Source organism: Vibrio sp. 10N.247.311.49 (genome assembly GCF_041467655.1).
Lineage (GTDB): Bacteria > Pseudomonadota > Gammaproteobacteria > Enterobacterales > Vibrionaceae > Vibrio > Vibrio crassostreae_C.
Genome location: NZ_JBFSVA010000010.1, coordinates 25963 through 50235 on the forward strand (window position 1 = coordinate 25963; position 24273 = coordinate 50235).

Consider the following 24273-nt stretch of genomic DNA (forward strand, 5'->3'; position numbering starts at 1 on the left):
TTTTTGTCTGTGCGTTATGCCAAGCAAGGCGAATCAATGTTATGGATTCACATTGCGGTTGATAGGGTTCTGCAATGAAATCAGTGTCTCTGTCGACTGAACTTCATCGATCGCTTGCAGCTTATCGATCAATACAAACTGCAGCTCTTCTATCGACTTACACATCAGCTTTACAAAGATATTGTAAGCACCAGTGGTGTAGTACGCCTCAACCACTTCGTCTAAGGCATTCAGCTTAGCGATCGCCGAGTGGTAATCTTTGGCAGCATTAAGGTTGATGCCAATAAAGCAACACACGTCGTAACCCAGTTTTTTGGTGTTTACCACAACTTCCGTTCGCTCGATAATGTCTGCCGATCTCATCTTTTCGATGCGAACGTGAATCGTCGCAGGGCTGACATCGAACTGCTTTGCCATTTCAGCGTAAGGAGTTCGTGCATCTTCCATCAAGGTTTTGAGAATGGCACGGTCTAGATCATCTAGACGAGCTGTGGTTGTGGACATGCATAATCCTTAGGTTGAATGAAAAACATACCGGCTTGAGTACACATCATAGCCAAGGGTGATAATATTAGCAGTAACTATAGGGTTAGGGTGAATTCAGTGCGATTTTCGTTATTTTTTATTGTGATGTGTTGGAGTGTTTTTGCTTCAGCTCAGGCAAAAGATGTGTTGGTTATTCACTCTTATCATCAAGGCTTTTTCTGGACAGATGATTTCCATAAAGGACTATCTGATGAGCTCGATCGCGATGGGTTATCTTACCGGGTTGTTTATCTCGATACCAAGCGAACTCAAAACGCTGAATACTTAGAGCGAATTTATCAGCTATACCGCACTAAGCTGTCGCATGAAGAGTTTGCCGCTGTAGTCGTCAGTGATAATAACGCCCTCAATCTGATGAAACGCTTAGCGCCCGAACTCAATGGCACGCCCGTTATTTTTGGTGGCATCAACAATTTTTCTCCGCAAATGATTGAAGGCTTGCACGCAACCGGTATCACTGAAGATATTGAGATGGCGAGCAATATTGAGCTGATCAATCGACTTCAATCGACGGTTAAAAAAGTTTACGTGGTTACCGATCACTCGGTAACGGGTGAAGCTATTCGCGCTCAAGTGGATTTATTTCTACAAAAACGCCCTGAGTTTTCTGGGATGGTGGAGCAATATACGCCTGATTCTTATCAAGAACTGATGACGTTCGCGCAACGCGCTGATCTAACTAAAAGCTTGTTGTTCTGGGCCTACTACCGCGACATCAATGGTCGGGTCAGCAGCAAAGAAGACTGGCGTCAGCTCAACAAAAAAACTCAGATGCCATTGTATATTGTGCATGATTTAGGACTTGGGTTTGGTGCGATTGGTGGCGTGATCCACAGTGGAGAAACGCAAGGTCGAGACACGGGGCGCGTGCTGTTGAGCGTGCTGAACAATCCTAAGGCTCCATTGCCATTGGTGGTTGCTGGCGCGCCAGAAATCAAACTCGATTACCAACAGATCTCACGTTGGGATTTGGGTGCAGAGAATGAAGCCTCAGTAACCTTCCTCAATAAGCCGAAGTCATTCTTAATGCGCTATCGCGATGAAATTCGCACCATCGGTTTAATGTTCTTGAGCATGTCGTGTGTTATCGCGGTGTTGGTGTATTACCTTAACCGTCTGAAGAAGAGCGAACGTGCAAGTCGCCAAAGCCAACGACTGTTGGAGTCGATATTTGATCAGAGCCTGCAATTTATGGGCATCATTGATAAGGGTGGCGTGCTGCTGTCGAGTAACAGCAAGTTACATGAGCTGCTTTATAATCAAGGCTATAAACTGGGAACGCCGCTGCAACAACACCAACATTGGGAAAGTTCTGCGCGAGAAGTGCTAGCCGAATATTTCATCGCAAAAAGTGAGCACCCAGCCTTACGATTTGAAGCCGAGGTGTGGTGTCGAGATCGCGGTGCGATGGTGTTGGATATTTCATTGAAGCCGATGCCGGGCAGTGAAGACGAAGACATTCAGTTTCTCTTTGAGGCGCGCGACGTGACCTCACGTAAGCTTGCTGAGAATAAGCTGTTCCAACGTGAAGCAAACTTGAAGCTGTATTACGACAAACAGCCGGTGATGATGATTACGCTCGATGGCAATAATCGCATTCAACAAGTGAACCAGTTTGCCGAAGAGCTTTTGGGATACCCTCTCGATCAGTTGTTGGGCCATCGCCCTAGAGAATTCTATGTTGATGAGAACGCGATGATTCCTCGTCATATCTTGCTGCAACCTCAGCATAAGATTCGTGGTGTGTGGCGTCGTGATATCGAATATCGACATGCCGACGGCAGCAAGAGCTGGATTCGTGAAAATATCCGCCCGTTGGTGGAGTCTGATCAGCTGTTGATTGTTGGAGAAGACATTACCGAAACTCGTGAGTTGTCTGAAAAGCTAGAATATCAAGCTCGTTATGACTTGCTGACGGACACGTTTAACCGTAACCACTTTGAGCAAGAGCTGCAAAAGGCGCTCAAAGAGGTTGAGAGCCACATGCGAACTCACGCTATGCTGTTCTTGGATTTAGACCAACTCAAGGTCTTGAACGATACAGCGGGGCATGAAGCGGGAGATGCCGCAATCATGTTTAGTGCCAAGCTGCTGGAAGAGGTTCTGCCATACAATGCCGTGTTAGCGCGAATGGGTGGTGACGAATTTGCAGTATTAATGAAAGACTGTACTGAGCGAGATGCGGTGAATGTGTGTCGCAGTATTATCTCGACGATGAGTGAGAACCCATTCTTGTGGGGTGATATTCGCCTTAATCTTACCAGCTCCATTGGTATCCGATTGATTGACCATACTGCGGCCTCACCACAGATGGTACACGCTCAGGCTGATGCTGCTTGCCATGCTGCTAAAGAGGAAGGGCGTAACCGTTACAACCTTTACCATCAAGATGATGAAGACCTGCGTCGTCGTCACCTAGAGATGGAATGCGTCAATCTAGTGCATGAGGCTTTAGCTAATGATCGCTTAGAGTTGTTTGCTCAGCGCATTCTTGGCCTAGATAAAAACAGCGAGAAAATGCACTTCGAAATCTTGGTTCGTATCAAGAATATCCAAGGTGAATACATCTCCCCGGGGATTTTCATGCCAGCCTCAGAGCGCTATAACATAGCGCATTTGATTGACCGCCGAGTTGTCAGTCAAACGCTCGCTTGGTTGGAACATCGACCAAAGGTGATTGATGAACTTGGAATGTGCTCTATCAACCTTTCTGGCCACTCGATGGGTAATCGGGAGTTTGTAGAGTTCTTGATTGAAAGCTTGGCTAACTCGTCAGTGCCTTGCCATAAGATTTGTTTAGAGATCACCGAAACGGCTGCGATGAGTAACATGAAGCAGGCGATCAAGTTCTTTACTGGAATCAAAGAGCTTGGCTGTATGATTGCACTGGATGACTTTGGCTCTGGATTATCGTCGTTTGGTTACTTAAAGAAACTGCCGGTCGACATCGTGAAGATCGATGGCTTGTTTGTGCGTGATATTGCTGTCAACGAGATGGACCATGTGATGGTTCGCTCGATCAATGATTTAGCTAAGCAGATGGGTAAACACACGGTGGCTGAGTTTGTTGAAAATACCCAGATAATCGACAAGCTGATCGAACTTGGTGTGAACTACGCACAGGGTTACATCATAGGCCGACCTAAACCACTTGCTGAGCTCGTTGAAGAGTTACAAAAAGAGCGAACGTTAGAGTTCTTGGATTAACTGAACCAAGCTGCACGATGAGTATTCTTTAGCACTAGCAGTGCTAATCGTTTGTAGTGCTAATAGCTTTCAGAGCTACTAATAGTTTGCACCGCTAATATGTATTGTTGAGGCAATCAGGTAAACTGGTTGCCTCTTTTGTTTTGAATACTACTGTCTGTTGGAGACGACCTTGCAACTACAACTGATTTGCGAAGATGCTACCCAAATCGATCATCTAAATGACTTAGCGACCCGTTGGAATTTATCTCATGATGAAAACAGCGATTTCGCTTTGGTATTGACTAGCGAGCGACTTGAGTTACGTAAAGTCGATGAACCGAAGCTTGGCGCTATCTTTGTTGATTTAGTCGGAGGGGCAGTTGGTCACCGACGTAAGTTTGGCGGTGGTAAAGGTCAGGCGATTGCCAAAGCAGCTGGTTTAAACAAAGGCGCAACGCCAACTATTCTTGATGGTACTGCAGGCTTAGGGCGCGATGCGTTTGTGTTGGCTTCTCTAGGTTGTAAGGTGCAAATGGTCGAGCGTCACCCTGTTGTGGCAGCACTGCTTGATGATGGCTTGCAGCGAGCTCAGCAAGACCCTGACATCGGTGGTTGGGTAACTGAACGTATGAAGTTGATTCACGCTTCAAGTCACGATGCGTTAGATAAACTCAGCAACGATCCAAACTTCGAACAGCCTGATGTGGTGTACCTAGACCCAATGTACCCGCATCCTGAGAACAAGAAGAAATCGGCGTTGGTTAAGAAAGAGATGCGTGTATTCCAATCATTGGTGGGTGCCGATATGGATGCTGATGCTTTATTGCAACCAGCCCTTAAACTCGCATCTAAGCGAGTTGTGGTCAAAAGGCCGGATTACGCAGCATGGTTAGATGAGCAAAAGCCGAGCATGGCGATCGAAACCAAAAAGAACCGTTTTGATGTCTATGTGAAAGCATCAATGACCTAGTTAAGACATCAATAACTTAGAGACACGCTAAGAAAGTTTCCCGTCATAAATACGATAAATCACTATTTAACACTTGCGATAGTCGCGTTACGGATGTATATCTAACTAAGAATCATTATTATTCTTAGCTGGAGTTGTAGCATGGCTAAACGCTTTTGTAAGTTAAACCGTCGAGATATCACCGAACACTTGGGAGAAATCCACAGCTTGGTCACTGAACCAAAGTTCGTGTGCCGCTCTTGTGCGCGCTCATCGTCGGATCAAGCGAATCTATGCAAACCAACAGCCATCCCACCGATTGATTGTCAGAATAAACCCGCTGAAGAAAAAGTCGCGTGTGGTCTACTTGCTGAAACATTGCCAACTCCAGAAGTTTCTCTTATCGAGGTAATGGACAGCGTTGAGCCAACGGTACAAATCTTTGATCCTGCTATCGTAGAAAAAGCGGATAAAGTCGCGTTGAAAAAAGCCAAGCTGAAAAAACTGATGGGGAAGGCGAGCGGCGATGAGAAAGCTGAACTCAAACAAGCGAAGAAAGCGGCGAAGAAACAAGAGAAGTACAACAAAAAGCTCGCGAAGATGATTAAGAAGCAGCAAAAGCTGTTTAAGAAAAGCCAAAAACTGGAAAGTGACCTGGAACGCATCAACCTACAACTTGATGACGTTGCCTTCACTGAAAGTAAGACTCAGGTGGTGAGCCACAATCACATCCACTGAAGTTAATTCGAAGAGCTTATTGCTACACAGATGATTTAAAAAGAGCGACCTACGGTCGCTCTTTTGCTTTCTGGGTATTATTTTAAATAAGAATCTTGCTAGTCAAACAAAGCTTATTAGTTAAATACAGCTTATTAGTTAAATACAGCTTGTTAGCTTAACGCACTAGGCATTGTTAGCATCTCTCGCAACACGCTTCTTCACCCACGTCTCATTGACGAACAAAGAGAACAAGATAACGGCACCACCAATAGACAATCGAACCAAATCGACATCTCTGTTCCAAATCAGGATGTTCACCACAAGGCCAGCTGGAACTAAGACATTGTTCATCACAGCCAGTGCGCCAGCATTGACCATGCACGCGCCTTTATTCCACATAAAGTAACCCAGCCCCGAAGCAATCAAGCCAAGGTAGATCAGGATTCCCCATTGAAGAGTGGTGGTTGGCAGCTTCTCTGGATTGCCCAGTAGCATGAAAGCAACGGAAGCGACGCATAACGCCCCCAAGTAGAAGTAACCAAATACGGTTCGCTGAGGTAATTCAGTCGATTCCTTCTCCATCACCACCTTGTAACTCACCTGACCGATAGCAAAGCACAGGTTCGCGCCTTGCACGACGAGGAAGCCAACTAAAAAGTTCTCATTGATGCCCGCAAATTTAATGAATACCGCGCCCAATACCGCAATTGCCGCAGTCACTAAGTACCACGGAGAGAATTGCCCTTTGAGGAAGTCATAAATAAGCGTGACGTAAATTGGGGTAAAAACGGTAAACAAAAGGACTTCAGGAACGGATAGCAGCAAGAAAGACTGATAGTAGAAGCAGTACATTAAGCCAAGCTGGATGCCACCAATGGCCATCAATTTAGCGATCAGCTTACGCGAGACGCCACGGAACTTAAGGAAAGGAAGAAACACGATACCGGCAAGGGCAACACGCATCAGTACAGAGAACCAAGCATCAACCTGACCAGCAAGGTAAACGCCGATCAGGCTAAAGGAGAAGGCCCATAGGAGGGTAACACCAGCTAAATAGCTCATAGTAAAACTTCGTTAATAAGATATGAGCCGTATGTTACCTAACCTTAATTCATTAGTCTTCTGAATCTCTTAGAGGCACGACCAGCATATCAACCGGAGAGGCGTTGATCAGTTGTCGTGTTGAAGAAAGTAGCTTGCTCCAGAAGTCTTGATGGTGACCACAAACCACCAAATCAACATTGAACTCGTTGATGGTGTCACACAGCTCATGACTCAAATCGCCACTGCCCACTAAGGTATGGGTGATTGGGTATTGAGCATGCTCAGCAAAATTTTGCAGCTGAACTCGAGATGCTTCCATCGCGTTATGTTGGGTTTCTGCCATGTTGATATCAATCAGGCCGGTATACAGCTCTGCGTAGTTAATATCGATATGGATAAAAGAGACTTTGGCTTCCAATGGCTTAGCCAATGCTACCGCTTTATCCACAATTAATTTGCTGTCTTCTGATAAATCGACCGCGACCAAAATATGTTTGTAACTCATATCGCTACCTCCTTTATTCATTGTCTGATTTAAGATTAGCACTATGCGATGGCTTTTTTTGCTGAAGTGATCTCATATCCACTGTCTTGCGTAATGACAGCTCGAAATATTGGTTAACTAATGGCCTGCGAGATATTCATTAAATAGTGATATAGTAGAGAAAATTGAGGATGTAATTAGGAGTCTTAAATGCTGTCAAAAACTATGGTTGAGCAACTGAATGATCAAATTAACCTAGAATTTTTCTCATCCAATCTATACTTACAAATGAGTGCTTGGTGTGAAGACAAAGGATTTGAAGGTGCAGCAGAGTTTCTGCGTGTTCATGCAGTAGAAGAAATGGAACATATGCAGCGTCTTTTCACTTACGTAAGTGAAACAGGTGCAATGCCAATTCTAGGTGCGATTGAAGCGCCAAAACATGAATTTGATAGCCTTGGTGCAGTGTTCCGTGAAACTTACGAACATGAGCAAATGATTACTCAAAAGATCAACAAACTGGCTCACGTTGCTTTCAGCACACAAGATTACTCAACCTTTAACTTCCTGCAATGGTACGTTGCAGAGCAACACGAAGAAGAGAAGTTGTTTAAAGGTGTATTGGATAAGCTAGAGCTTGTTGGTGAAGACGGTAAAGCACTGTTCTTTATTGATAAAGACCTAGCGCAATTGGCAAAAGATGGTTCATCTTCAATTATGGAAGCTCCTGCCGTTTAGGTAGTACGGGAAAGACACTGATTATCTTTTTCTTTTGAGTTTTCTTATGAAGATGTAGGGAGGAAAGGATGATCAGCGGCGACACTATTCTATTTGCACTAATGGTTGTGACTTGCGTGAACTGGGCGCGATATTTTACTGCGCTAAGAACACTCATTTATATAATGCGAGAAGCACATCCTCTACTTTATCAACAAGTAGACGGAGGTGGATTCTTCACAACTCATGGCAATATGACCAAACAGGTTCGCTTGTTTAGTTACATCAAAAGCAAAGAGTATCACCATCACCACGACGAAGTGTTTATGTCGAAGTGTGATCGCGTAAGACAGTTGTTTATACTTTCTTCCGCTCTGCTGGGTGTAACGTTGCTTTCTTCTTTCATCGTCTAAGTTATTTAGTACGTGTGAAGTAGAGTTTAGGTTTTGGTGTAAAGCTTCGGTTGTTGGTTCGCTAAGCCAAGTAGTGGTTTTGCTGCTGTCTGCAAATTGTACAATTGAACATCAATTGCAAAGTTTAAAATTGCCGCTAGAATAGCGAGCAATTAGTAAGGATGTGCTGTTTATGCACATCCTTTTTTATTGATGGCATTTCGAGAACAGGGCGTACTCGAGGTGCAAAAGTGAAGAAAGCAGAACCCCAATGAGTGAAAAGTTTGATGTAATCGTAATTGGTGCGGGCGCCGCGGGCTTAATGTGTGCTGCGGAAGCGGGTAAACGTGGCCGACGAGTGCTGGTGGTTGATCATGCAAAGAAACCAGGCAGAAAAATTTTAATCTCAGGTGGCGGCCGTTGTAACTTCACCAACTATGATGTTTCAGCCAACAACTTCCTATGTAACAACCCTCACTTCGTGAAGTCAGCCTTATCTCAATACACCAACTGGGATTTTATCTCGATGGTGAGCAAGTACGGTATTGAGTTCGAAGAGCGAGACCACGGCCAATTGTTCTGTGTGAATGACCATACTGCAAAAGACATCGTGAGCATGTTGCTTGAAGAGTGTAAGCAGGCGAAAGTTGAACAGCGCTACCGTTGTGATGTTCACTCCATCGAAAAAACAGACGCTGGCTTTAAGATGCACCTTAATACCGACGAAGTTGAGTGTGACTCACTTGTCGTGGCGACGGGCGGTTTATCGATGCCGAAACTAGGTGCGACGCCATTTGGCTATAAGATTGCCGAGCAGTTTGGCTTGTCTGTGATGCCGACTACAGCCGGTTTGGTGCCATTTACTCTGCATAAAGAAGACAAAGAAGCCTTTGCTGAGCTTTCAGGAATCGCGATTCCTGCCGAGATCACCGCGCAAGACGGCACCTTATTCAAAGAAGCGTTGCTGTTTACTCACCGCGGCCTATCGGGTCCTTCAGTACTGCAAATTTCTTCTTTCTGGAAAGCGGGTCAATCGGTTTCGATTAATCTAGTACCAGAAGTGGATGTGGCTGAGTTGCTGGCTAACTCTCGCGAGAAGCACCCAAATCAGAGCCTGAAAAACACCTTAGCGAAAGCATTACCAAAGCGTTTTGTGGAAGTGTTGATTGATCGTAAAGAGCTGGAAGACAAGCCGCTTAAGCAGTTCAACGAAAAGCAGCTGAATGACATTGTAGAGCATCTAGAGAACTGGAAAATTGCACCAAACGGCACGGAAGGTTACCGAACAGCGGAAGTGACTCTAGGCGGTGTGGACACCAATCATCTATCTTCAAAAACCATGGAATGTAAGACGGTTTCTGGCCTCTACTTCATCGGTGAAGTAATGGACGTAACAGGTTGGTTAGGAGGATATAACTTCCAATGGTGCTGGAGCTCTGGCTTTGCAGCAGGCCAGTGGGTTTAAGAGTGACAGACAACAGGTTTGTCTCTTAATAGTGACAGCCACTAATTATCCCTCGAGAGTAGCTATTTTGCATTCTTACATTTAGTTTCTTTGGTGACTAAATTTCAACTTTCAAACCAAAACTCAATTTGTAATCGTCTTTATTGGGCTCTGAGTTGTTAGAGCCTAGTTTGGATAACATATATGCTTCACGGTTAATTTAACTTTCAAATCTAAACCCGCAATAATTTCCTATCTAACGCTAAGCTGTTAACGCACCTCACATCTCATGGAACACTGAACAACCATAAGCATCAGTAAAGTCCAACTCCTTAGTCACTTCGCACTCTAAATTGGAAGGGCACAGAACGGTTGTAAAACTTTCTGCTTGATATGATTTTTAATGAGAAGCCACACACATTGTAGCAACCCATGACGCTGAACTGACTCTATCGCTTTGTGTGAATCTTATATTGTGAGTCTTCTTATTGATGTTTCGTAATCGATAACTTTGTGCAAAGAAAATACTTAAGGTGGTGTCAGTCTTATGGATGTGAGTTATCGACAACTTAAAGCGTTTATTACTCTTGCTGAAACTAAAAGTTTTACAGCCGCGGCTGAACAAATACACATTACGCAATCTGCATTGAGCCAAATGATGCAAAAACTTGCGGTACAAACTGCCTCAGAACTTATTGAGAAAAGAGGCCGAAAAATACTGCTAACTGAAACTGGTCGTACGTTCTATCAAGAAGCTTTGTTCATTGTTAACCGTTTGGATAAGTGGGAGTTGGAAAATAAAGCTCGTCAGCAAGGCTACCATCGAACGCTGGTTATCTCGTCTTTGTATTCAATGTGTTCTTCATTGGTTCCGAAAACCATCAGTGAGCTGAAAAGAACGCACCCATCTTTTTCGTTTCGGTTAATTGAGGAGCGAGTTAATGATATCCATAATTCAGTTCTAGAAGGACGTGCGGATATAGGTATTGGTACTCCCCCTAATAACTCGGAACTAAATTTTGAACTGCTGTTTCGTGATCACTTATGCTTTACCTGTAATAAGGCTCATCACTTGAGTGCAGAGAGTGAGGTTAACTGGAAGCAGGCTCATCAGTATGCTTCTATTGGTATCAGTCCAGGAAATAGTTTAAGAACACTTGCTGACCAGGCATTTATGCGAGCAGGTCTTACCTATGATCCTGAAATTAGTGCGTCACACACTTCAACATTGCTTGGTATGATCGATAGCGGTTTAGGTTCTGCTATTTTATCCTCAACCATCGCTTCATTACATGCTCATGAGAACTTGAGATTTATCCCAATAGTAAAACCAATTCAATATCGTTCAATTGGGCTAATTACAAGAAAAGAAACTCACCGACAGATCATCGATGAGTTTAATCTAATGCTCAGAAAGCAAGTCAGTCTCAAACTGTAGTTTACGCGGTCTACATAGGTCCAACAGGTAGACCTAGCATAGTGTAGGTCAAGAATACAGCTCCCCAGATTGTAAATAGAAAGAATGCATATGGGACCATCATAGCTAGAAATGTACCGAATTTTACGTTGGGGTTATATTTGGCTATCAACGCTAATACCATCGGCACGTAAGGGTTTGTTGGAGATATAATATTGGTTGTTGAGTCTGCGATTCGGTAAGCCATCTGAGTATATTCAGGTGATATATCCAGTAGCATGAATAGTGGAATAAAGACTGGGGCCATGATTGCCCATTGAGCCGAACCACTGAAAACAATCAGGTTCATGAACCCTGCAAGTATCATAAACATGGCTAACATTAATAGCTTTGGCACTTCAACCTGAGCGAGCATTTCAGCGCCATTCACAGCGAAAAATATAGCCAAGTTAGACCAATTAAACCAAGCAATAAATTGGGCAATAACAAAAACTAAGACGATGTAACCCCCAATACCATGCAATGACTTCGCCATCAGATCGGGCACATCACTCGCTTTCTTTATCTCTCCGGCTTTTACACCGTAAACCACGGCATTCATAATGAAAAACGCCATAATTATTGGGATTATGCCAGTAAGGAAGGGAGATGGAACTAAGCCGCCATCGGCGTTTTTCAATGGCGAATCACTTGGAAGTAGTAGCGCCACCATTCCTAGGATAAAAACAATTGATGCGTACCCAGACCATTTTAAAGCTCGTTTTTGAATGTCGGTGACACTATATTTCTCAGGGTTTTCAGTGCTCAGTGGAGACTCTTCGGCAGAGCGTTTTGTTTGCTTATCAAATCGCGGTTCTATGTATTTGTCTGTTATAAGTGTTCCAAGTATGACCAAGAGAGGTACCGAAAGAAGCATGAAGTACCAGTTAGCCGCGGGGCTAACTTCTACAGGTTCAACAATGCGGGCAGCTTCTGTTGAAATACCGGAGAGTAAAACATCCGTTCCTGCGATAAATACGTTGGCAGTAAAGCCTGCGGCCACAGCAACAAAGCCAGCAGCAATTCCTACGACAGGGTTTCGATTGGTCGCAGAGAAAATGATGCCAGCTAAAGGAGGCACTAAGATAAACGCCGCATCAGATGCTAAGTTACCGATGATCCCGGTTAGAAATATAGAGGCAGTTACGAAATTTTTGGGTGCGTTTAAAAGCGATTGTTTAATTGCTGAGTCTGCTAATCCTACTTCTTGAACAAGCCCTACCGCGAGCATCATGCAAAGTACCAAACCAAGAGGTTTAAACGCGATAAAATTTGATACAGCTGAATTTAGAATGTACACAAACCCTTCGCCACTGAGCAGGTTCTTTACTTTGATTTCATCTCCGCTCAAAGGGTGCGCTATATTCCCACCAAAAGTCGACACTATCCAAGACAAGAATATGACCGCTAAGCATAAGGTAATAAACATATAGAATGGATGGGGTATTCGGTCACCAAACTTCTCAATACGATCAATTATGCTGACTTTCTGAGGGAGTTGTTTTTGATCTAGTAAACCTGACATTTCACACTCCTGTGATTATTGAGGGTCACCGTGACCCCTGTGCTAATTTTTATGAGCTAGTTTTGTTGAAGTAGAGAGATGAAGTATGCGGCTCCGGTCGGTAACACTCGATCATTGAAATCGTAGTTCTTGTGGTGCAAGCCTATCGTTTCTCCATTGATGGTTAATCCGTTGCCGATGAACCCATAACATCCCGGTACTTGGTCTAGAAAAAAAGAAAAGTCTTCGCTGGCTAATAAAGCCTCACATGTTGCGTTAACCTGATCATTACCAACGACTGAAGAGGCGGCTTTCACTGCTGTCTCGACTTCGGGGAAGCTGTTGACGGTGGGTGGGTGAGATATTGGACCTAGGGAGAATTGTGCGGTCATGTCGAAAGCCATGGCAGTGTGAGAAACCAAAGTATCAAGTTGAGAGACCAAGCGGTCTCGCACATTTTGGGAGAGAGTTCTGAAGGTGCCACTCATTTGAGCGGTATCAGCGATAGCGTTAGTTGTCTCACCGCAATGTAACTGTGTGACTGAAACGACAAGCGGTTCAAACGGGCTATAAGTTCGACTAACTAAGCCTTGTATACCTTGATAGATATGGGTCGCAACTAATAAAGGATCTTGAGTGTTTTGTGGTAGGCCCGCATGCCCACTTTTGCCATTAATCTGAATAAAGAGACGATCGGAACTTGCCATGATCGGTCCTTCTTTGAATGCGAAATGCCCTTCTGGTATTCCTGGCATGTTATGAAGTGCGTAACATGCATCTAATGGATAGCACTCAAGTAAGCCATCCTGAAGCATTTTTTGCGCGCCACCAACGCCTTCTTCAGCGGGTTGAAAAATGAGTACGGCTTTACCATTAAATTGACGGTTTTTTGCGAGGTATTTTGCTGCATATAGCAGCATTGTGGTATGTCCATCATGCCCACATGCGTGCATTTTTCCGGCCTGACAAGAACGGTGAGAAAAGTTGTTTTCTTCGTGGATCGGCAATGCGTCCAGATCGGCTCTTAAACCTAAAGTTTTTCCGTCACCGAGTTCCCCTTGGATAACCGCAACAACGCCTGTTCCTCCAAAGCGAGAGTCTATTTGTTCAACGCCATATTCCTTGAGCTTGGCGATTACCATACTTTGTGTGTTGTGCTCTTCAAAACCCAGTTCTGGGTGTTGATGAATATTTCGTCTAATTTCTACCATTTCTGGTAGCCACTCTTCTAGTTCTTGTAATAGGGACACGTCATTTCCTTAGGTAACATTTTCATAACATATAATCATGACGGTGTCGTATTACCTAGTTGGATGCGTAATAGTCTTATTAGTAAAACTTATAGCAATCTATATCGAACTTTTTGATGTGGTGTTTTTGAATATCGGAGGTGTTGGGGTTATTCGCTGAAAATGACTTCAGTGAAATATTAGGGAACTAACATGACTCTAGAGGTAGATGCTTAATAATTAAAATAAAAATGGCGAGTCATAGGACTCGCCATTTTTGTATTCAAAGCTTGTTATCGTTGATAATTCGGGAAGTCGCGTAGTGCGATAATCCTAATCTTTCTGGGCATTAACTTTCAGGGCTGAGGTTGTTTTTCTTCTTTCCCCATTTGATCTGCTGGATAACAAGGCCGGCAATGATCAGTACCAAGCCAAACAGGGTCGCTGGGTGAATCTCTTCGCCGATAATAGTGGAAAGTAGCATCAACGAGATAAACGGCGAGGCAAAAATTAGGTTGCTGATACGTGCCGTGTTGTTGGTCAGTTTTAATGCCGAGAGCCACAAGACAAAGGTAATGCCCATCTCGAACAGGCCTACGTAAGTCACAGCCATCCAACCTTTTGCTGTGATTTGACTAAAGCTCTCGCCTTCGTAAAGGGTTAAACCGATCGCGAAAGGTAATGCCACTAAGAAACCAAGCAATACGCCAATCACAGGGTCAGCCTTGTTTTTGGTGTTTAGAATCCAGTATCCCGCCCAAAGCAGAGTAGAAAGCAGCGCCAGTGCCACACCGAGTGGGCTATCGAACTGCATGCCTAACACATCGCCTTTGGTGGCAATAACTACCACACCCGCATAGCTGAAGGTACACGCAATCCAATCTTGCTTACGAATCTTTTGCCCCAGAAAAACCGCCGCCATTAAGGTTAGCGTGATAGCCCAGCTGTAGTTGATGGCTTGAGCTTGAGAAGCGGGCAGTAGGTCGTAGGCTTTGAATAGAATCAGGTAATAAGCCAATGGGTTAACCAAGCCGAGCAGCAGGTAATACCAAGGGTTTGAAAGGAACGTTGTACTCAGCTGAGAGAGCTTACCTTGAAAGGCGCAGACTGCGATCAGCGCAATCGACGACACAATGCTAGCGATAGTCAGCATTTGAATAGGTGAAAACTCAGCAAGGGTCAGCTTAAAAGCAGTAGCGACCGTTGACCACAGCAGTACTGCGGAAAGGCCAAAGCCCAAGGCACGACGTTCGTTCATGGCAACTCATTCTAATTTGATGGGACAGAATACGGAGCGCCTAGTCTATCTGTCGAATTTTAATACGGCAAACTGGACATTTATCCAGTATCAAAATACCATTTAATGAGTTATTTCCAATTAGGCTAAATCATTATCATGCAATGGATTATCGAACATCAGGCAACGCTTATTGCTGCAATTTCTGGCGCGCTCGTCAGCGGCGGTGTGGTGGGTTGGTGGATTAAACAGAAGCTCTCTTTTCAGCAGCGATTGCTCGAGCAGCAGCTAGAGTCCGATCGTTTGTTGCATGAATCTCAGCAAGCTCAGCTCAAAGCATCACTCGCAGAGGCGCAACAAGAGCTCGATGAGTTAGATGATGACCGAGACAAAGCGGCATTCGAGCTCAAGCAGGCGCACGGTAAGGTGATGGCTGCAATGGAAAAACTGCGCTACTTTGAGGCGGTAAAGCAAGAGCGCCAGCAGTACGCTGATGAGATCAATGTGCTTAAAGATCATAAGTCTGAATTAGAAGCCGAGCTGCGCGAGCAAGAAGCAAGGCATGACCAAGAAAACCTCGCCAATAGCGAAAAGCTGCAGTTGCTAGAGCAAGCTGAATCACGACTTAAGCAGCAGTTTGAATTGTTAGCGAACCAACTGTTTGAAACCAAAACCGCCAAGGTCGATCAGCAGAATAAGCAGAGCCTAGAAGGTTTGTTGTCTCCACTAAGAGAGCAGTTGGAAGGCTTTAAGAAACAAGTGAACGACAGCTTCAGCCAAGAAGCCAAAGAGCGTCATACTTTGGTGCATGAGCTTAAAAACCTGCAGCGTCTTAATGAGAGTATGACGCGTGAAGCGGTGAACCTGACTCAAGCACTAAAGGGCGATAATAAACAGCAGGGTAACTGGGGCGAAGTAGTACTGGCACGGGTGCTGGCAGAATCAGGGCTGCGCGAAGGTCATGAATACCAAACTCAAGTGAACCTGCAAAACGATGCGGGCAAGCGTTACCAGCCAGATGTGATTGTGCATCTGCCACAAGACAAGCAAGTGGTGGTGGATTCAAAAATGGCTTTGGTGGCGTTTGAGCGTTACTTCAATGCTGAAACCGACCAGCAGCGTGATGCTGCATTGCGTGATCACTTGGTGTCGTTAAGAGCGCACATCAAAGGTTTGAGCCAGAAAGATTATCATCAGCTCAAAGGCATCCAAAGCTTGGATTATGTGTTGATGTTTATCCCGGTTGAACCAGCATTCCAAGTGGCGATTCAGGCGGATCCTAGCTTGGTGAAAGATGCGATGGAGCAAAACATCATCTTGGTCAGCCCAACCACTTTGCTGGTGGCACTGCGTACCATTGATAACCTGTGGCGTAACGACAGACAGAACCAGAACGCACAGGTTATCGCAGAACGTGCGAGCAAGCTTTACGACAAATTACGCCTGTTCGTTGATGATATGGAAGGTCTTGGAAGCTCATTAGATAGAGCCAACCAAAGCTACCAAGGAGCAATGAATAAGCTGGTGACTGGGCGTGGCAACGTGATTCGTCAGGCAGAAAGCTTCAAGCAACTCGGTGTTGAGGTGAAGAAACCGATTTCGGTAGGCTTGGCTGAAATGGCTCAAAATGAGGCTTTTTCAGAAAATGTCTCTTTAGTAGAAAGACAACCTACTGAGGATAAAGTAAACTAATCGGCCGCAGCGCCTCTAAATAGAGCGTGTGCTGTCGATGAGAACTTACCATGGTAGATAACAGCATTATGGACACAAGCGTGCAGACAAATTCAGCAGTAGAGTCAGAAACCACACACTTTGGTTTCGAAACAGTCGCAAAAGACGAAAAAGTCGCGAAAGTAGCAGAGGTATTTCACTCTGTAGCCGCTAAATACGACATCATGAATGACTTAATGTCGGGTGGTGTTCACCGCTTGTGGAAGCGATTCACGATTGATTGCAGTGGCGTTCGCCCTGGTCAACGCATCCTAGATCTTGGTGGTGGTACTGGCGACCTGACTGCGAAATTCTCGCGTATCGTTGGTGAAAAAGGCCACGTGGTTCTTGCTGATATCAACAACTCAATGCTGAATGTTGGCCGCGATAAACTGCGTGATAGCGGTATTGTTGGCAACGTACATTACGTTCAAGCAAATGCTGAAGAGCTGCCTTTCCCTGATAACTACTTCGATTGCATTACCATCAGCTTCTGCCTGCGTAATGTTACCGACAAAGACCAAGCGCTGCGTTCAATGTACCGCGTGCTGAAGCCGGGCGGTCGTCTGTTGGTTCTTGAGTTTTCTAAGCCAGTACTTGAGCCTCTTTCAAAGGTTTACGATGCCTACTCTTTCCACCTGTTGCCAAAAATGGGTGAGCTGATTGCCAACGACGCAGACAGCTATCGTTACCTTGCAGAATCAATCCGCATGCACCCTAACCAAGAAACCTTGGAAGGCATGATGCAAGAAGCGGGTTTTGAAAATACAAAATACTTCAACCTAACGGGCGGCATTGTTGCGCTGCACCGTGGTTACAAGTTCTAGTCGAACTTGGTAGCAGGCTCGTAGGGCGTGCTAAAAAATAAGAATAAAGACAGAACGGATAGGTTAAGGCTTATCCGTTTTCAAAGGTAAGGACAGTCATGCCATTTGATCCATTGGTCACCGCGGTTATTGAAACCTCTTTAAATACTTTCGTGAACGATGATCCCGCCTTGGTTCGTCGTTTGTCTCGTTTAAAGGGGCAGATCATTCAAGTTAATTTGAAAGAGTTGAATAAAACACTCACTTTCGTTTTTAGCCAACAGATCGATGTGTTGTCGGAATATGAAGGGCAACCTGATTGCTACCTATCTTTGAACCTATCGGTACTGCCTGAACTGCGTGAGCAATCGAACATCACCAAGCTGATCAAGCAAGATAAGCTGATCTTAGAGGGTGACATTCAACTCGCACAAAAATTTGCTCAGCTGATGACAGACTGCAAGCCGGACTTAGAAGAGTGGCTATCGCGCGTAACGGGCGATGTGGTTGCGCATACCGTGGTACAAGGCGTTAAAAACGTCGGTGGTTTTGTGGCGAAGCAAGCAACTAAGCATCAAAACCATGTTGCTCAGGTTCTGACAGAAGAGTGGAAGATTGCACCGGCTCCGTTAGAAGTGGTGCATTTTTGCGATCAGGTTGATGACGTAAAAAGCTCGGTAGCTCGCCTTGAAGCTAAGTTGAACGCTCTGTTGGAGAAAATATGACCCCAACAGAACTGAAACGTCTTTATCATATTATCAAGGTACAGTTAGAGTACGGCCTTGATGAATTGATGCCTGAGCACCATTTGACTAAAGCTCCTTTACTGGCGCGAAAGTCACTGTTTTGGCTTAAGAACAAGCATCAAGATAAAGAGCTGGGTCATCGCTTACGCCTTGCGCTGCAAGAACTTGGGCCAGTGTGGATCAAGTTTGGTCAAATGATGTCGACACGTCGTGATCTGTTCCCTCCTCATATCGCTGATCAATTGGCGTTATTGCAAGACCAAGTCGCTCCATTTGATGGCGCATTGGCCAAGCAAGATATGGAAAAGGCACTGGGTGGCAGTTTAGATAACTGGTTTACCGACTTTGATATCGAGCCACTGGCCTCGGCTTCTATCGCTCAGGTGCATACGGCAAAGCTTAAAGAGAGCGGCCGCGAGATTGTTCTGAAGGTAATTCGCCCTGATATTCGCCCGGTGATTGATGCAGATCTAAAACTGATGCACCGAATGGCGCGTATAGTCGCTAAGTCGCTTCCTGAAGCACGTCGTTTGAAACCGGTTGAGGTCGTTCACGAGTACGAAAAAACGTTAATTGATGAACTGGACCTGCGCCGAGAGGCAGCCAATGCCATTCAGCTGCGACGTAATTTTGAAGGCAGCGAAGAGCTGTATGTCCCAGAGGTTATCCCTGATTTAAGCAGTGAAACCCTGATGGTATCAGAGCGAATCTATGGTATTCAGGTTTCCGATATTGAAACGCTGAACGCCAACGGCACCAACATGAAATTGTTGGCAGAACGTGGCGTGACGGTATTCTTCACTCAAGTATTCCGAGACAGCTTTTTCCATGCCGACATGCACCCGGGTAACGTATTCGTTAATCCAGAAAATCCGGATAACCCTCAGTGGATTGGTTTGGATTGTGGCATTGTTGGTACGCTCAACAGCGAAGATAAGCGTTATTTAGCAGAGAACCTGCTGGCTTTCTTTAATCGAGATTACCGTAAGGTCGCAGAGCTGCACGTGGATTCGGGTTGGGTGCCACACGACACCAACGTTAACGATTTCGAGTTCGCGATTCGCATGGTGTGTGAGCCAATTTTTGCAAAACCACTTGGTGAGATCTCATTTGGCCATGTGTTGCTAAACTTATTTAATACAGCAAGACGTTTCAACATGGAGGTTCAACCTCAGTTGGTGCTTCTTCAGAAGACCTTGTTGTATGTCGAAGGCCTAGGCCGTCAGCTGTATCCGCAACTTGATTTGTGGGCAACGGCGAAGCCTTTCCTTGAAACCTGGATGATGAATCAGGTGGGGCCGCAAGCTGTGATCAACGCAGTAAAAGAGCGTGCCCCATTCTGGGCAGAAAAACTGCCAGAGCTGCCAGAGCTACTTTATGACAGCTTGCGCCAAGGTAAAGCGATGAACCACAGAATGGATCAGCTTTATCAAGGTTACCGAGATAGTAAGCGTCAGCAAGCAACAGGAAAGTTTTTGTTTGGCGTTGGAGCTACTTTAGTCGTATGCTCCGCAATATTAGTTTCAAGCCCTTATGAGCAGCTATCTATGGGCTGTGGCATCGCAGGTGTCACATTTTGGCTGCTAAGTTGGCGAGCTTACCGTCGTTAGACAGTAGACTCCCTTAATATTTTTTATGTGTAGACAGACCCGAGGACAATGACAATGGGTGGTATCAGTATTTGGCAACTTCTAATCATTGCTGTGATTGTAATTTTACTTTTCGGAACGAAGAAACTGCGCGGCATGGGCGGTGACTTAGGTTCAGCGGTGAAAGGCTTCAAAAAAGCAATGAGCGATGAAGATAAGCCTGCAGATAAGAAAGACGCAGACTTTGAACCAAAGAACATTGAACAGCAGAAGAAAGAAGCTAGCGCTGAAACGACTGCTGAAACAAAGAAAGACAAAGAGCAGGCGTAAATCGTGTTTGATATCGGTTTTTGGGAACTGGTATTAATATCTGTCGTTGGGTTAGTGGTTTTAGGGCCTGAGCGTTTGCCTGTGGCTATTCGCAGTATTTCCAAGTTTGTTGGACAAGCGAAAAGCATGGCAAACAGTGTGAAAGATGAACTTTCTCACGAGCTTAAGGTGCAAGAGCTGCAAGAAAACCTACGCAAGGCGGAAAAAATGGGTATGGAAGATTTATCTCCAGACCTAAAAGCATCAGTTGATGAACTTAAGCAGGCCGCTGCTCAAGTTCAACGCCCGTATGCCAAGCCTGAGTCTGATAAGCCGAGTGAGACTGAACCTAGTGTCACGGAAACTGTGGAATCTGAAACCATTCAGGTCAACAGTGAAGCTTCAGCACCGTCAGATAAGAAAGCCGAATAGTCTCGCAAGGAGGAGTCGCCGGATACTTGATTCGCTAGATGTTTAAATAGATATCTATTCAAGTAAATAACTATTCAAGTGGATACCAATTCAACTGGATAGATACACGCGCGGCTCCTTTTCGATCTTCCTGTTTAAGAGGTTTGACATGTCTTCGACTGAGCAGACACAGCCTTTAATTAGCCACCTTCTAGAACTACGTAATCGCCTACTACGTGCGATTGTCGCGGTGCTAGTGATATTTGTCGGGCTAATTTATTTTGCTAATGATATTTATGAATTCGTATCAGCACCTTTGGTAGATCGTCTACCGGAAGGGGCGACGATGATCGCAACCGATGTTGCATCGCCATTTTTCACACCGCTGAAATTAACCTTGATCGCGTCTATATTCCTCGCGGTTCCGTTTATTTTGTATCAGGTGTGGGCTTTTGTTGCTCCGGGTTTATACAAGCATGAAAAACGCTTGATCATGCCGCTATTGGCTTCAAGTTCATTGCTGTTTTACTGTGGTGTGGCGTTCGCTTACTTTATTGTATTCCCGTTGGTATTTGGCTTTTTTACGGCCATATCATTAGGGGGAGTAGAGTTCGCAACCGACATCTCAAGCTATCTTGATTTTGTACTCGCGCTGTTCTTTGCTTTTGGTATTGCCTTTGAAGTGCCTGTTGCGATTATCTTGTTGTGTTGGACGGGGGCAACAACGCCTCAATCTCTGTCTGAAAAGCGTCCTTACATTGTGGTGGGTGCTTTCATCATCGGTATGATGCTGACACCACCAGATATGATCTCGCAAACACTGTTGGCGATTCCAATGTGTATTCTGTTTGAGATTGGTCTGTTTTTCGCACGCTTTTATACGCGTAAGCCAGATGCGGATGAAGAGGAAGAAGCTGAATCTTGATTCGGAATGCTTCAGTAAAAATCACATAATAAAAAAGCGGCCTAGGGCCGCTTTTTTATTATGTCTGTTTATCGAATCTTTAACTGATAGCCACAGTTCTGACATATATAGAGCTCTTTGATGCCCAAAATTTTATGCCATAGGGTTCGATGTTGACGTTGTAAGTGTTGTGAATGGTCACACATAATCAACTACCTCTATATGCAGGTGGTTGATACTATACATGTCACTTAGCTTTCTCAAATAAATTCAGGAAAAATCCGTAATAATTACTTATTAATAGATTTGTCATAAATTAAACAATGCCTTAGCATTTTTGGTGGTTATGTTTTCGACTTCTTCAAGGGTAATTCCGCGTAATTTGGCGATGCGTTTTGCTACTAATTCTGTGTAGGCTGGTTCATTGCGTTTACCGCGATTCGGTGTTGGTGCCAAGTATGGGCAATCTGTCTCTAGAATGACGTAATCCATATCGAGATGTGGGATCACCTTGTCCATCCCAGAGTTCTTAAAGGTCGAAACGCCGCCTAAACCTAAATGAAAGCCTAGCTCGTTGATCGCTTGAGCTTCCTCTAAGCTGCTACCAAAGCAGTGGAATACCCCGCGTAAGCTGCCATCTTGTTCTTTACGAAGTAGGGCAAGTGTCTCTTCAATGGAATCACGAGTGTGGATCACCACAGGTAGATCAAGCTCTTTTGCCCACTGCAGTTGAGTCACAAACGCCATCTCTTGTTCAGCCTTGAAGGTTTTATCCCAGTACAAGTCGATACCAATCTCACCCACGGCGATAAAGTCATGCTTATCAAACCAAGCTCGAATGGTTTTGAGGGTTTGCTCGATATTCGCATCCACATAACAAGGGTGTAAGCCCATCATTGAACGGCACACATCAGGAAACTGCGCTTCCGTTGCTAACATTGGTTTGATAGATTCTAAATCGATGTTCGGCAATAGAATGGTATCAATCCCTTGAGCCAGTGCGCGCTGCACAACTTGTTCGCGGTCTTCATCGAATTCGCTAGCGTAAATATGAGCATGGGTGTCGATCATTGTTTTGTCCTGAAAGCGGTCTTTACTGAGTTGTCATGAGTATACGGCAGTGTGAGGAGAAGGTCATTTTTGCCATTTATCCCTATTTTTGAGTGGGTTTCATATTTTACTGCTAGCGTCCTGAGCCATCAGTGATATGCTTTTGCCTGTATTTAGCACTTTTCATATCTAAGTATTTCGGTGCTTAGACTAGGCAAGGAGAATCTAGTGTCTGTTTCAATTCAAGGTCAATTCCCAGGTCGCCGTATGCGCCGTATGCGTAAGCACGACTTTAGCCGTCGCCTAATGGCAGAAAATCAATTGTCTGTGGATGATCTAATCTACCCAATGTTTATCCTGATGGGTAAAGACCGCCGCGAGCCTGTCGAGTCAATGCCAGGTGTTGAACGCTTGTCGATCGACTACATGCTCGAGGAAGCAGATTACCTGTCAAAACTGGGTGTTCCTGCGATTGCTCTATTTCCAGTCGTGAACCAAGATGCTAAAAGTTTATGCGCAGCTGAAGCTCATAACTCAGAAGGTTTGGTGCAGCGCGCTGTACGTTTACTAAAAGAGCATGTGCCAAACATTGGCGTTATTACTGACGTAGCACTAGACCCGTTCACCACTCACGGCCAAGACGGCATCATCGATGAAGATGGTTACGTGATGAATGACGAGACGACTGAAGTCTTGATCAAGCAAGCATTATCACACGCTGAAGCGGGTGCTGACGTAGTTGCCCCATCGGATATGATGGATGGTCGCATTGGTAAGATCCGTGAAGCGTTAGAAGAAGCGGGCCATATTCATACTCAGATTATGGCGTACTCTGCAAAATATGCATCGTGCTACTACGGCCCATTCCGTGATGCAGTTGGCAGTGCTTCGAACCTGAAAGGTGGTAACAAGAAGAACTACCAGATGGATCCAGCCAACAGCGATGAAGCGATTCATGAAGTCGCGATGGATCTTAATGAAGGTGCGGACATGGTGATGGTGAAACCAGGCATGCCTTACCTTGATATTGTTCGTCGTGTTAAGCACGAACTGCAAGCGCCTACGTTTGCTTACCAAGTATCTGGTGAATACGCGATGCACAAAGCGGCGATTCAAAACGGCTGGCTGAAAGAGCGCGAAACCGTCATGGAATCACTGTTGTGCTTTAAGCGTGCTGGCGCTGATGGCATTCTTACTTACTTCGCTAAAGATGTCGCAGAGTGGCTTGCTGAAGATAACGCACAAGCTGCTGAGCATTTAAAAGAAAAGTAACCGTGTAGATCTCACTTAAGTGATCAGTAAAGGGTTGGCCATTGTGCCAGCCCTTTCGTTTATAAGGATGAATAAGATGTCAGTTGTCGTACGTGAAGGTTCTTTAGAAGAAGTGGTGTCTGTGGTCGAGCAGATCTCTGAGTTCGCTAAAAAAGAGAGTGTCGCTTCTCTGTCAGAGCGGCTGGCAGGGAAAAAGAGCCTTATCTTAGTGGCTGAAGAAGCTGGCGTGTTGCTTGGCTTTAAGATCGGCTATGAATTGGATCAAGATACTTTTTACAGCTGGTTTGGTGGCGTGTCACCGCTCGCGAGGAACAAAGGCGTTGCACAGGCGCAATTAGACGTTCAGGAACAGTGGGCGAAAGAGCAGGGCTACAGACAGTTAAAGGTTAAGTCTCGTAACCAGTTCCCTGCAATGTTGCGCCTGTTATTGAGAAACGGTTACCTAATCGAAAGATTTGAAGAAAAAGAAGACATTAATGACCATAGAATCCATTTTTTGAAGCAAATTTAAGCACTGCTGTTAACGGTTTATAAATTAAATGAGATTTATTCTCATTTAATTGTT

23 protein-coding genes are annotated in these 24273 nt (G+C 44.9%); 16 read left to right on the plus strand and 7 right to left on the minus strand.

Annotated elements, in window-relative coordinates; genetic code table 11:
- Window positions 1–39: 39 nt before the first annotated feature.
- Complete coding sequence (gene asnC / locus AB6E54_RS11705) at window positions 40–504, minus strand: transcriptional regulator AsnC (RefSeq protein WP_008218581.1); 465 nt, start codon at window positions 502–504, stop codon at window positions 40–42.
- Between the two features lie 126 nt (window positions 505–630).
- Here asnC and AB6E54_RS11710 point away from each other — a divergent pair, with 126 nt between their 5' ends.
- The 3 genes from AB6E54_RS11710 to AB6E54_RS11720 all read left to right on the plus strand — a co-directional run bounded on the left by AB6E54_RS11710 (window position 631) and on the right by AB6E54_RS11720 (window position 5422).
- Window positions 631–3753, plus strand: a complete 3123-nt coding sequence (locus AB6E54_RS11710) for an EAL domain-containing protein (protein ID WP_372105894.1) — start codon at window positions 631–633, stop codon at window positions 3751–3753.
- A gap of 172 nt (window positions 3754–3925) precedes the next feature.
- Complete coding sequence (locus tag AB6E54_RS11715; RefSeq protein WP_004735552.1) at window positions 3926–4705, plus strand: class I SAM-dependent methyltransferase; 780 nt, start codon at window positions 3926–3928, stop codon at window positions 4703–4705.
- A gap of 141 nt (window positions 4706–4846) precedes the next feature.
- A complete protein-coding gene (locus AB6E54_RS11720) occupies window positions 4847–5422 on the plus strand; it encodes a hypothetical protein (RefSeq protein ID WP_102332583.1) in 576 nt (191 codons plus the stop codon).
- 165 nt (window positions 5423–5587) lie between these two features.
- Here AB6E54_RS11720 and AB6E54_RS11725 read toward each other — a convergent pair whose 3' ends face one another.
- Together AB6E54_RS11725 and uspA are read right to left on the minus strand one after the other, a co-directional pair.
- On the minus strand, window positions 5588–6466 hold the full coding sequence (locus AB6E54_RS11725) for a carboxylate/amino acid/amine transporter (RefSeq protein WP_102332584.1): 879 nt from the start codon (window positions 6464–6466) through the stop codon (window positions 5588–5590).
- A gap of 52 nt (window positions 6467–6518) precedes the next feature.
- Window positions 6519–6953, minus strand: coding sequence for a universal stress protein UspA (gene uspA / locus AB6E54_RS11730; protein WP_004735555.1), 435 nt, complete (start codon window positions 6951–6953; stop codon window positions 6519–6521).
- Between the two features lie 189 nt (window positions 6954–7142).
- Here uspA and ftnA point away from each other — a divergent pair, with 189 nt between their 5' ends.
- The 4 genes from ftnA (at window position 7143) to AB6E54_RS11750 (ending at window position 10923) form a co-directional block, all read left to right on the plus strand.
- Entirely contained in the window at window positions 7143–7670 is a 528-nt protein-coding gene (ftnA, locus tag AB6E54_RS11735) for a non-heme ferritin (protein WP_004735556.1), read from the plus strand.
- A 68-nt stretch (window positions 7671–7738) separates the two neighbouring features.
- Window positions 7739–8062: a universal stress protein UspB gene (gene uspB, locus AB6E54_RS11740; RefSeq protein WP_004735557.1), complete on the plus strand. Its 324-nt coding sequence runs from the start codon at window positions 7739–7741 to the stop codon at window positions 8060–8062.
- A 250-nt stretch (window positions 8063–8312) separates the two neighbouring features.
- Complete coding sequence (locus AB6E54_RS11745) at window positions 8313–9506, plus strand: NAD(P)/FAD-dependent oxidoreductase (protein ID WP_017060150.1); 1194 nt, start codon at window positions 8313–8315, stop codon at window positions 9504–9506.
- A gap of 526 nt (window positions 9507–10032) precedes the next feature.
- Complete coding sequence (locus AB6E54_RS11750) at window positions 10033–10923, plus strand: LysR family transcriptional regulator (protein WP_017079352.1); 891 nt, start codon at window positions 10033–10035, stop codon at window positions 10921–10923.
- Window positions 10924–10933: 10 nt separating this feature from the next.
- On the opposite strand, the gene AB6E54_RS11755 is transcribed toward AB6E54_RS11750, so the two are convergent.
- From AB6E54_RS11755 to AB6E54_RS11765, 3 genes are all read right to left on the minus strand, one after another.
- Complete coding sequence (locus AB6E54_RS11755; RefSeq protein ID WP_102332585.1) at window positions 10934–12466, minus strand: AbgT family transporter; 1533 nt, start codon at window positions 12464–12466, stop codon at window positions 10934–10936.
- 56 nt (window positions 12467–12522) lie between these two features.
- Window positions 12523–13695, minus strand: a complete 1173-nt coding sequence (locus AB6E54_RS11760) for an amidohydrolase (RefSeq protein ID WP_017079350.1) — start codon at window positions 13693–13695, stop codon at window positions 12523–12525.
- Between the two features lie 328 nt (window positions 13696–14023).
- The gene (locus tag AB6E54_RS11765; protein WP_102332586.1) at window positions 14024–14932 is read right to left on the minus strand and encodes a DMT family transporter; all 909 of its coding nucleotides are present in this window, start codon (window positions 14930–14932) and stop codon (window positions 14024–14026) included.
- Window positions 14933–15070: 138 nt separating this feature from the next.
- Between AB6E54_RS11765 and rmuC the strand changes: the two genes are divergently transcribed.
- The 7 genes from rmuC to tatC all read left to right on the plus strand — a co-directional run bounded on the left by rmuC (window position 15071) and on the right by tatC (window position 21407).
- On the plus strand, window positions 15071–16603 hold the full coding sequence (gene rmuC / locus AB6E54_RS11770) for a DNA recombination protein RmuC (RefSeq protein ID WP_104216340.1): 1533 nt from the start codon (window positions 15071–15073) through the stop codon (window positions 16601–16603).
- A 65-nt stretch (window positions 16604–16668) separates the two neighbouring features.
- Window positions 16669–17448 (plus strand): bifunctional demethylmenaquinone methyltransferase/2-methoxy-6-polyprenyl-1,4-benzoquinol methylase UbiE, encoded by a 780-nt coding sequence (gene ubiE / locus AB6E54_RS11775; RefSeq protein WP_026012235.1) that lies wholly within the window; start codon window positions 16669–16671, stop codon window positions 17446–17448.
- Window positions 17449–17546: 98 nt separating this feature from the next.
- On the plus strand, window positions 17547–18152 hold the full coding sequence (locus AB6E54_RS11780) for an SCP2 domain-containing protein (RefSeq protein WP_017086336.1): 606 nt from the start codon (window positions 17547–17549) through the stop codon (window positions 18150–18152).
- On the plus strand, window positions 18149–19783 hold the full coding sequence (ubiB, locus tag AB6E54_RS11785; RefSeq protein ID WP_017079346.1) for a ubiquinone biosynthesis regulatory protein kinase UbiB: 1635 nt from the start codon (window positions 18149–18151) through the stop codon (window positions 19781–19783). Before AB6E54_RS11780 ends, ubiB begins: the two co-directional genes overlap by 4 nt.
- A gap of 54 nt (window positions 19784–19837) precedes the next feature.
- Entirely contained in the window at window positions 19838–20092 is a 255-nt protein-coding gene (tatA, locus tag AB6E54_RS11790; protein ID WP_004735565.1) for a Sec-independent protein translocase subunit TatA, read from the plus strand.
- Between the two features lie 3 nt (window positions 20093–20095).
- Window positions 20096–20503 carry a Sec-independent protein translocase protein TatB gene (gene tatB, locus AB6E54_RS11795; protein WP_004735566.1) on the plus strand — a complete coding sequence of 136 codons (408 nt, stop codon included), beginning with the start codon at window positions 20096–20098 and terminating at the stop codon, window positions 20501–20503.
- Window positions 20504–20651: 148 nt separating this feature from the next.
- Window positions 20652–21407: a twin-arginine translocase subunit TatC gene (gene tatC, locus AB6E54_RS11800; protein WP_017060156.1), complete on the plus strand. Its 756-nt coding sequence runs from the start codon at window positions 20652–20654 to the stop codon at window positions 21405–21407.
- Between the two features lie 288 nt (window positions 21408–21695).
- On the opposite strand, the gene AB6E54_RS11805 is transcribed toward tatC, so the two are convergent.
- Window positions 21696–22457 (minus strand): TatD family hydrolase, encoded by a 762-nt coding sequence (locus AB6E54_RS11805; protein WP_372105861.1) that lies wholly within the window; start codon window positions 22455–22457, stop codon window positions 21696–21698.
- Between the two features lie 207 nt (window positions 22458–22664).
- On the opposite strand from AB6E54_RS11805, the gene hemB reads away from it, so the two are divergent.
- On the plus strand, window positions 22665–23708 hold the full coding sequence (gene hemB / locus AB6E54_RS11810; protein ID WP_017060158.1) for a porphobilinogen synthase: 1044 nt from the start codon (window positions 22665–22667) through the stop codon (window positions 23706–23708).
- Between the two features lie 76 nt (window positions 23709–23784).
- Window positions 23785–24219: a GNAT family N-acetyltransferase gene (locus AB6E54_RS11815; RefSeq protein ID WP_017063054.1), complete on the plus strand. Its 435-nt coding sequence runs from the start codon at window positions 23785–23787 to the stop codon at window positions 24217–24219.
- Window positions 24220–24273: the final 54 nt, after the last annotated feature.

What these genes read in the sequence shown, in the direction of transcription:
- rmuC (WP_104216340.1), top strand. Translation starts at nt 15,071, where the DNA reads ATGCAATGGATTATCGAACATCAGGCAACGCTTATTGCTGCAATTTCT.
- tatA (WP_004735565.1), top strand. Translation starts at nt 19,838, where the DNA reads ATGGGTGGTATCAGTATTTGGCAACTTCTAATCATTGCTGTGATTGTA.
- uspA (WP_004735555.1), bottom strand. Translation starts at nt 6,953, where the DNA reads ATGAGTTACAAACATATTTTGGTCGCGGTCGATTTATCAGAAGACAGC.
- AB6E54_RS11725 (WP_102332584.1), bottom strand. Translation starts at nt 6,466, where the DNA reads ATGAGCTATTTAGCTGGTGTTACCCTCCTATGGGCCTTCTCCTTTAGC.
- AB6E54_RS11765 (WP_102332586.1), bottom strand. Translation starts at nt 14,932, where the DNA reads ATGAACGAACGTCGTGCCTTGGGCTTTGGCCTTTCCGCAGTACTGCTG.
- tatC (WP_017060156.1), top strand. Translation starts at nt 20,652, where the DNA reads ATGTCTTCGACTGAGCAGACACAGCCTTTAATTAGCCACCTTCTAGAA.
- AB6E54_RS11750 (WP_017079352.1), top strand. Translation starts at nt 10,033, where the DNA reads ATGGATGTGAGTTATCGACAACTTAAAGCGTTTATTACTCTTGCTGAA.
- uspB (WP_004735557.1), top strand. Translation starts at nt 7,739, where the DNA reads ATGATCAGCGGCGACACTATTCTATTTGCACTAATGGTTGTGACTTGC.
- AB6E54_RS11805 (WP_372105861.1), bottom strand. Translation starts at nt 22,457, where the DNA reads ATGATCGACACCCATGCTCATATTTACGCTAGCGAATTCGATGAAGAC.
- asnC (WP_008218581.1), bottom strand. Translation starts at nt 504, where the DNA reads ATGTCCACAACCACAGCTCGTCTAGATGATCTAGACCGTGCCATTCTC.
- AB6E54_RS11815 (WP_017063054.1), top strand. Translation starts at nt 23,785, where the DNA reads ATGTCAGTTGTCGTACGTGAAGGTTCTTTAGAAGAAGTGGTGTCTGTG.
- AB6E54_RS11745 (WP_017060150.1), top strand. Translation starts at nt 8,313, where the DNA reads ATGAGTGAAAAGTTTGATGTAATCGTAATTGGTGCGGGCGCCGCGGGC.
- AB6E54_RS11710 (WP_372105894.1), top strand. Translation starts at nt 631, where the DNA reads ATGTGTTGGAGTGTTTTTGCTTCAGCTCAGGCAAAAGATGTGTTGGTT.
- AB6E54_RS11720 (WP_102332583.1), top strand. Translation starts at nt 4,847, where the DNA reads ATGGCTAAACGCTTTTGTAAGTTAAACCGTCGAGATATCACCGAACAC.
- AB6E54_RS11755 (WP_102332585.1), bottom strand. Translation starts at nt 12,466, where the DNA reads ATGTCAGGTTTACTAGATCAAAAACAACTCCCTCAGAAAGTCAGCATA.
- ftnA (WP_004735556.1), top strand. Translation starts at nt 7,143, where the DNA reads ATGCTGTCAAAAACTATGGTTGAGCAACTGAATGATCAAATTAACCTA.
- AB6E54_RS11780 (WP_017086336.1), top strand. Translation starts at nt 17,547, where the DNA reads ATGCCATTTGATCCATTGGTCACCGCGGTTATTGAAACCTCTTTAAAT.
- ubiB (WP_017079346.1), top strand. Translation starts at nt 18,149, where the DNA reads ATGACCCCAACAGAACTGAAACGTCTTTATCATATTATCAAGGTACAG.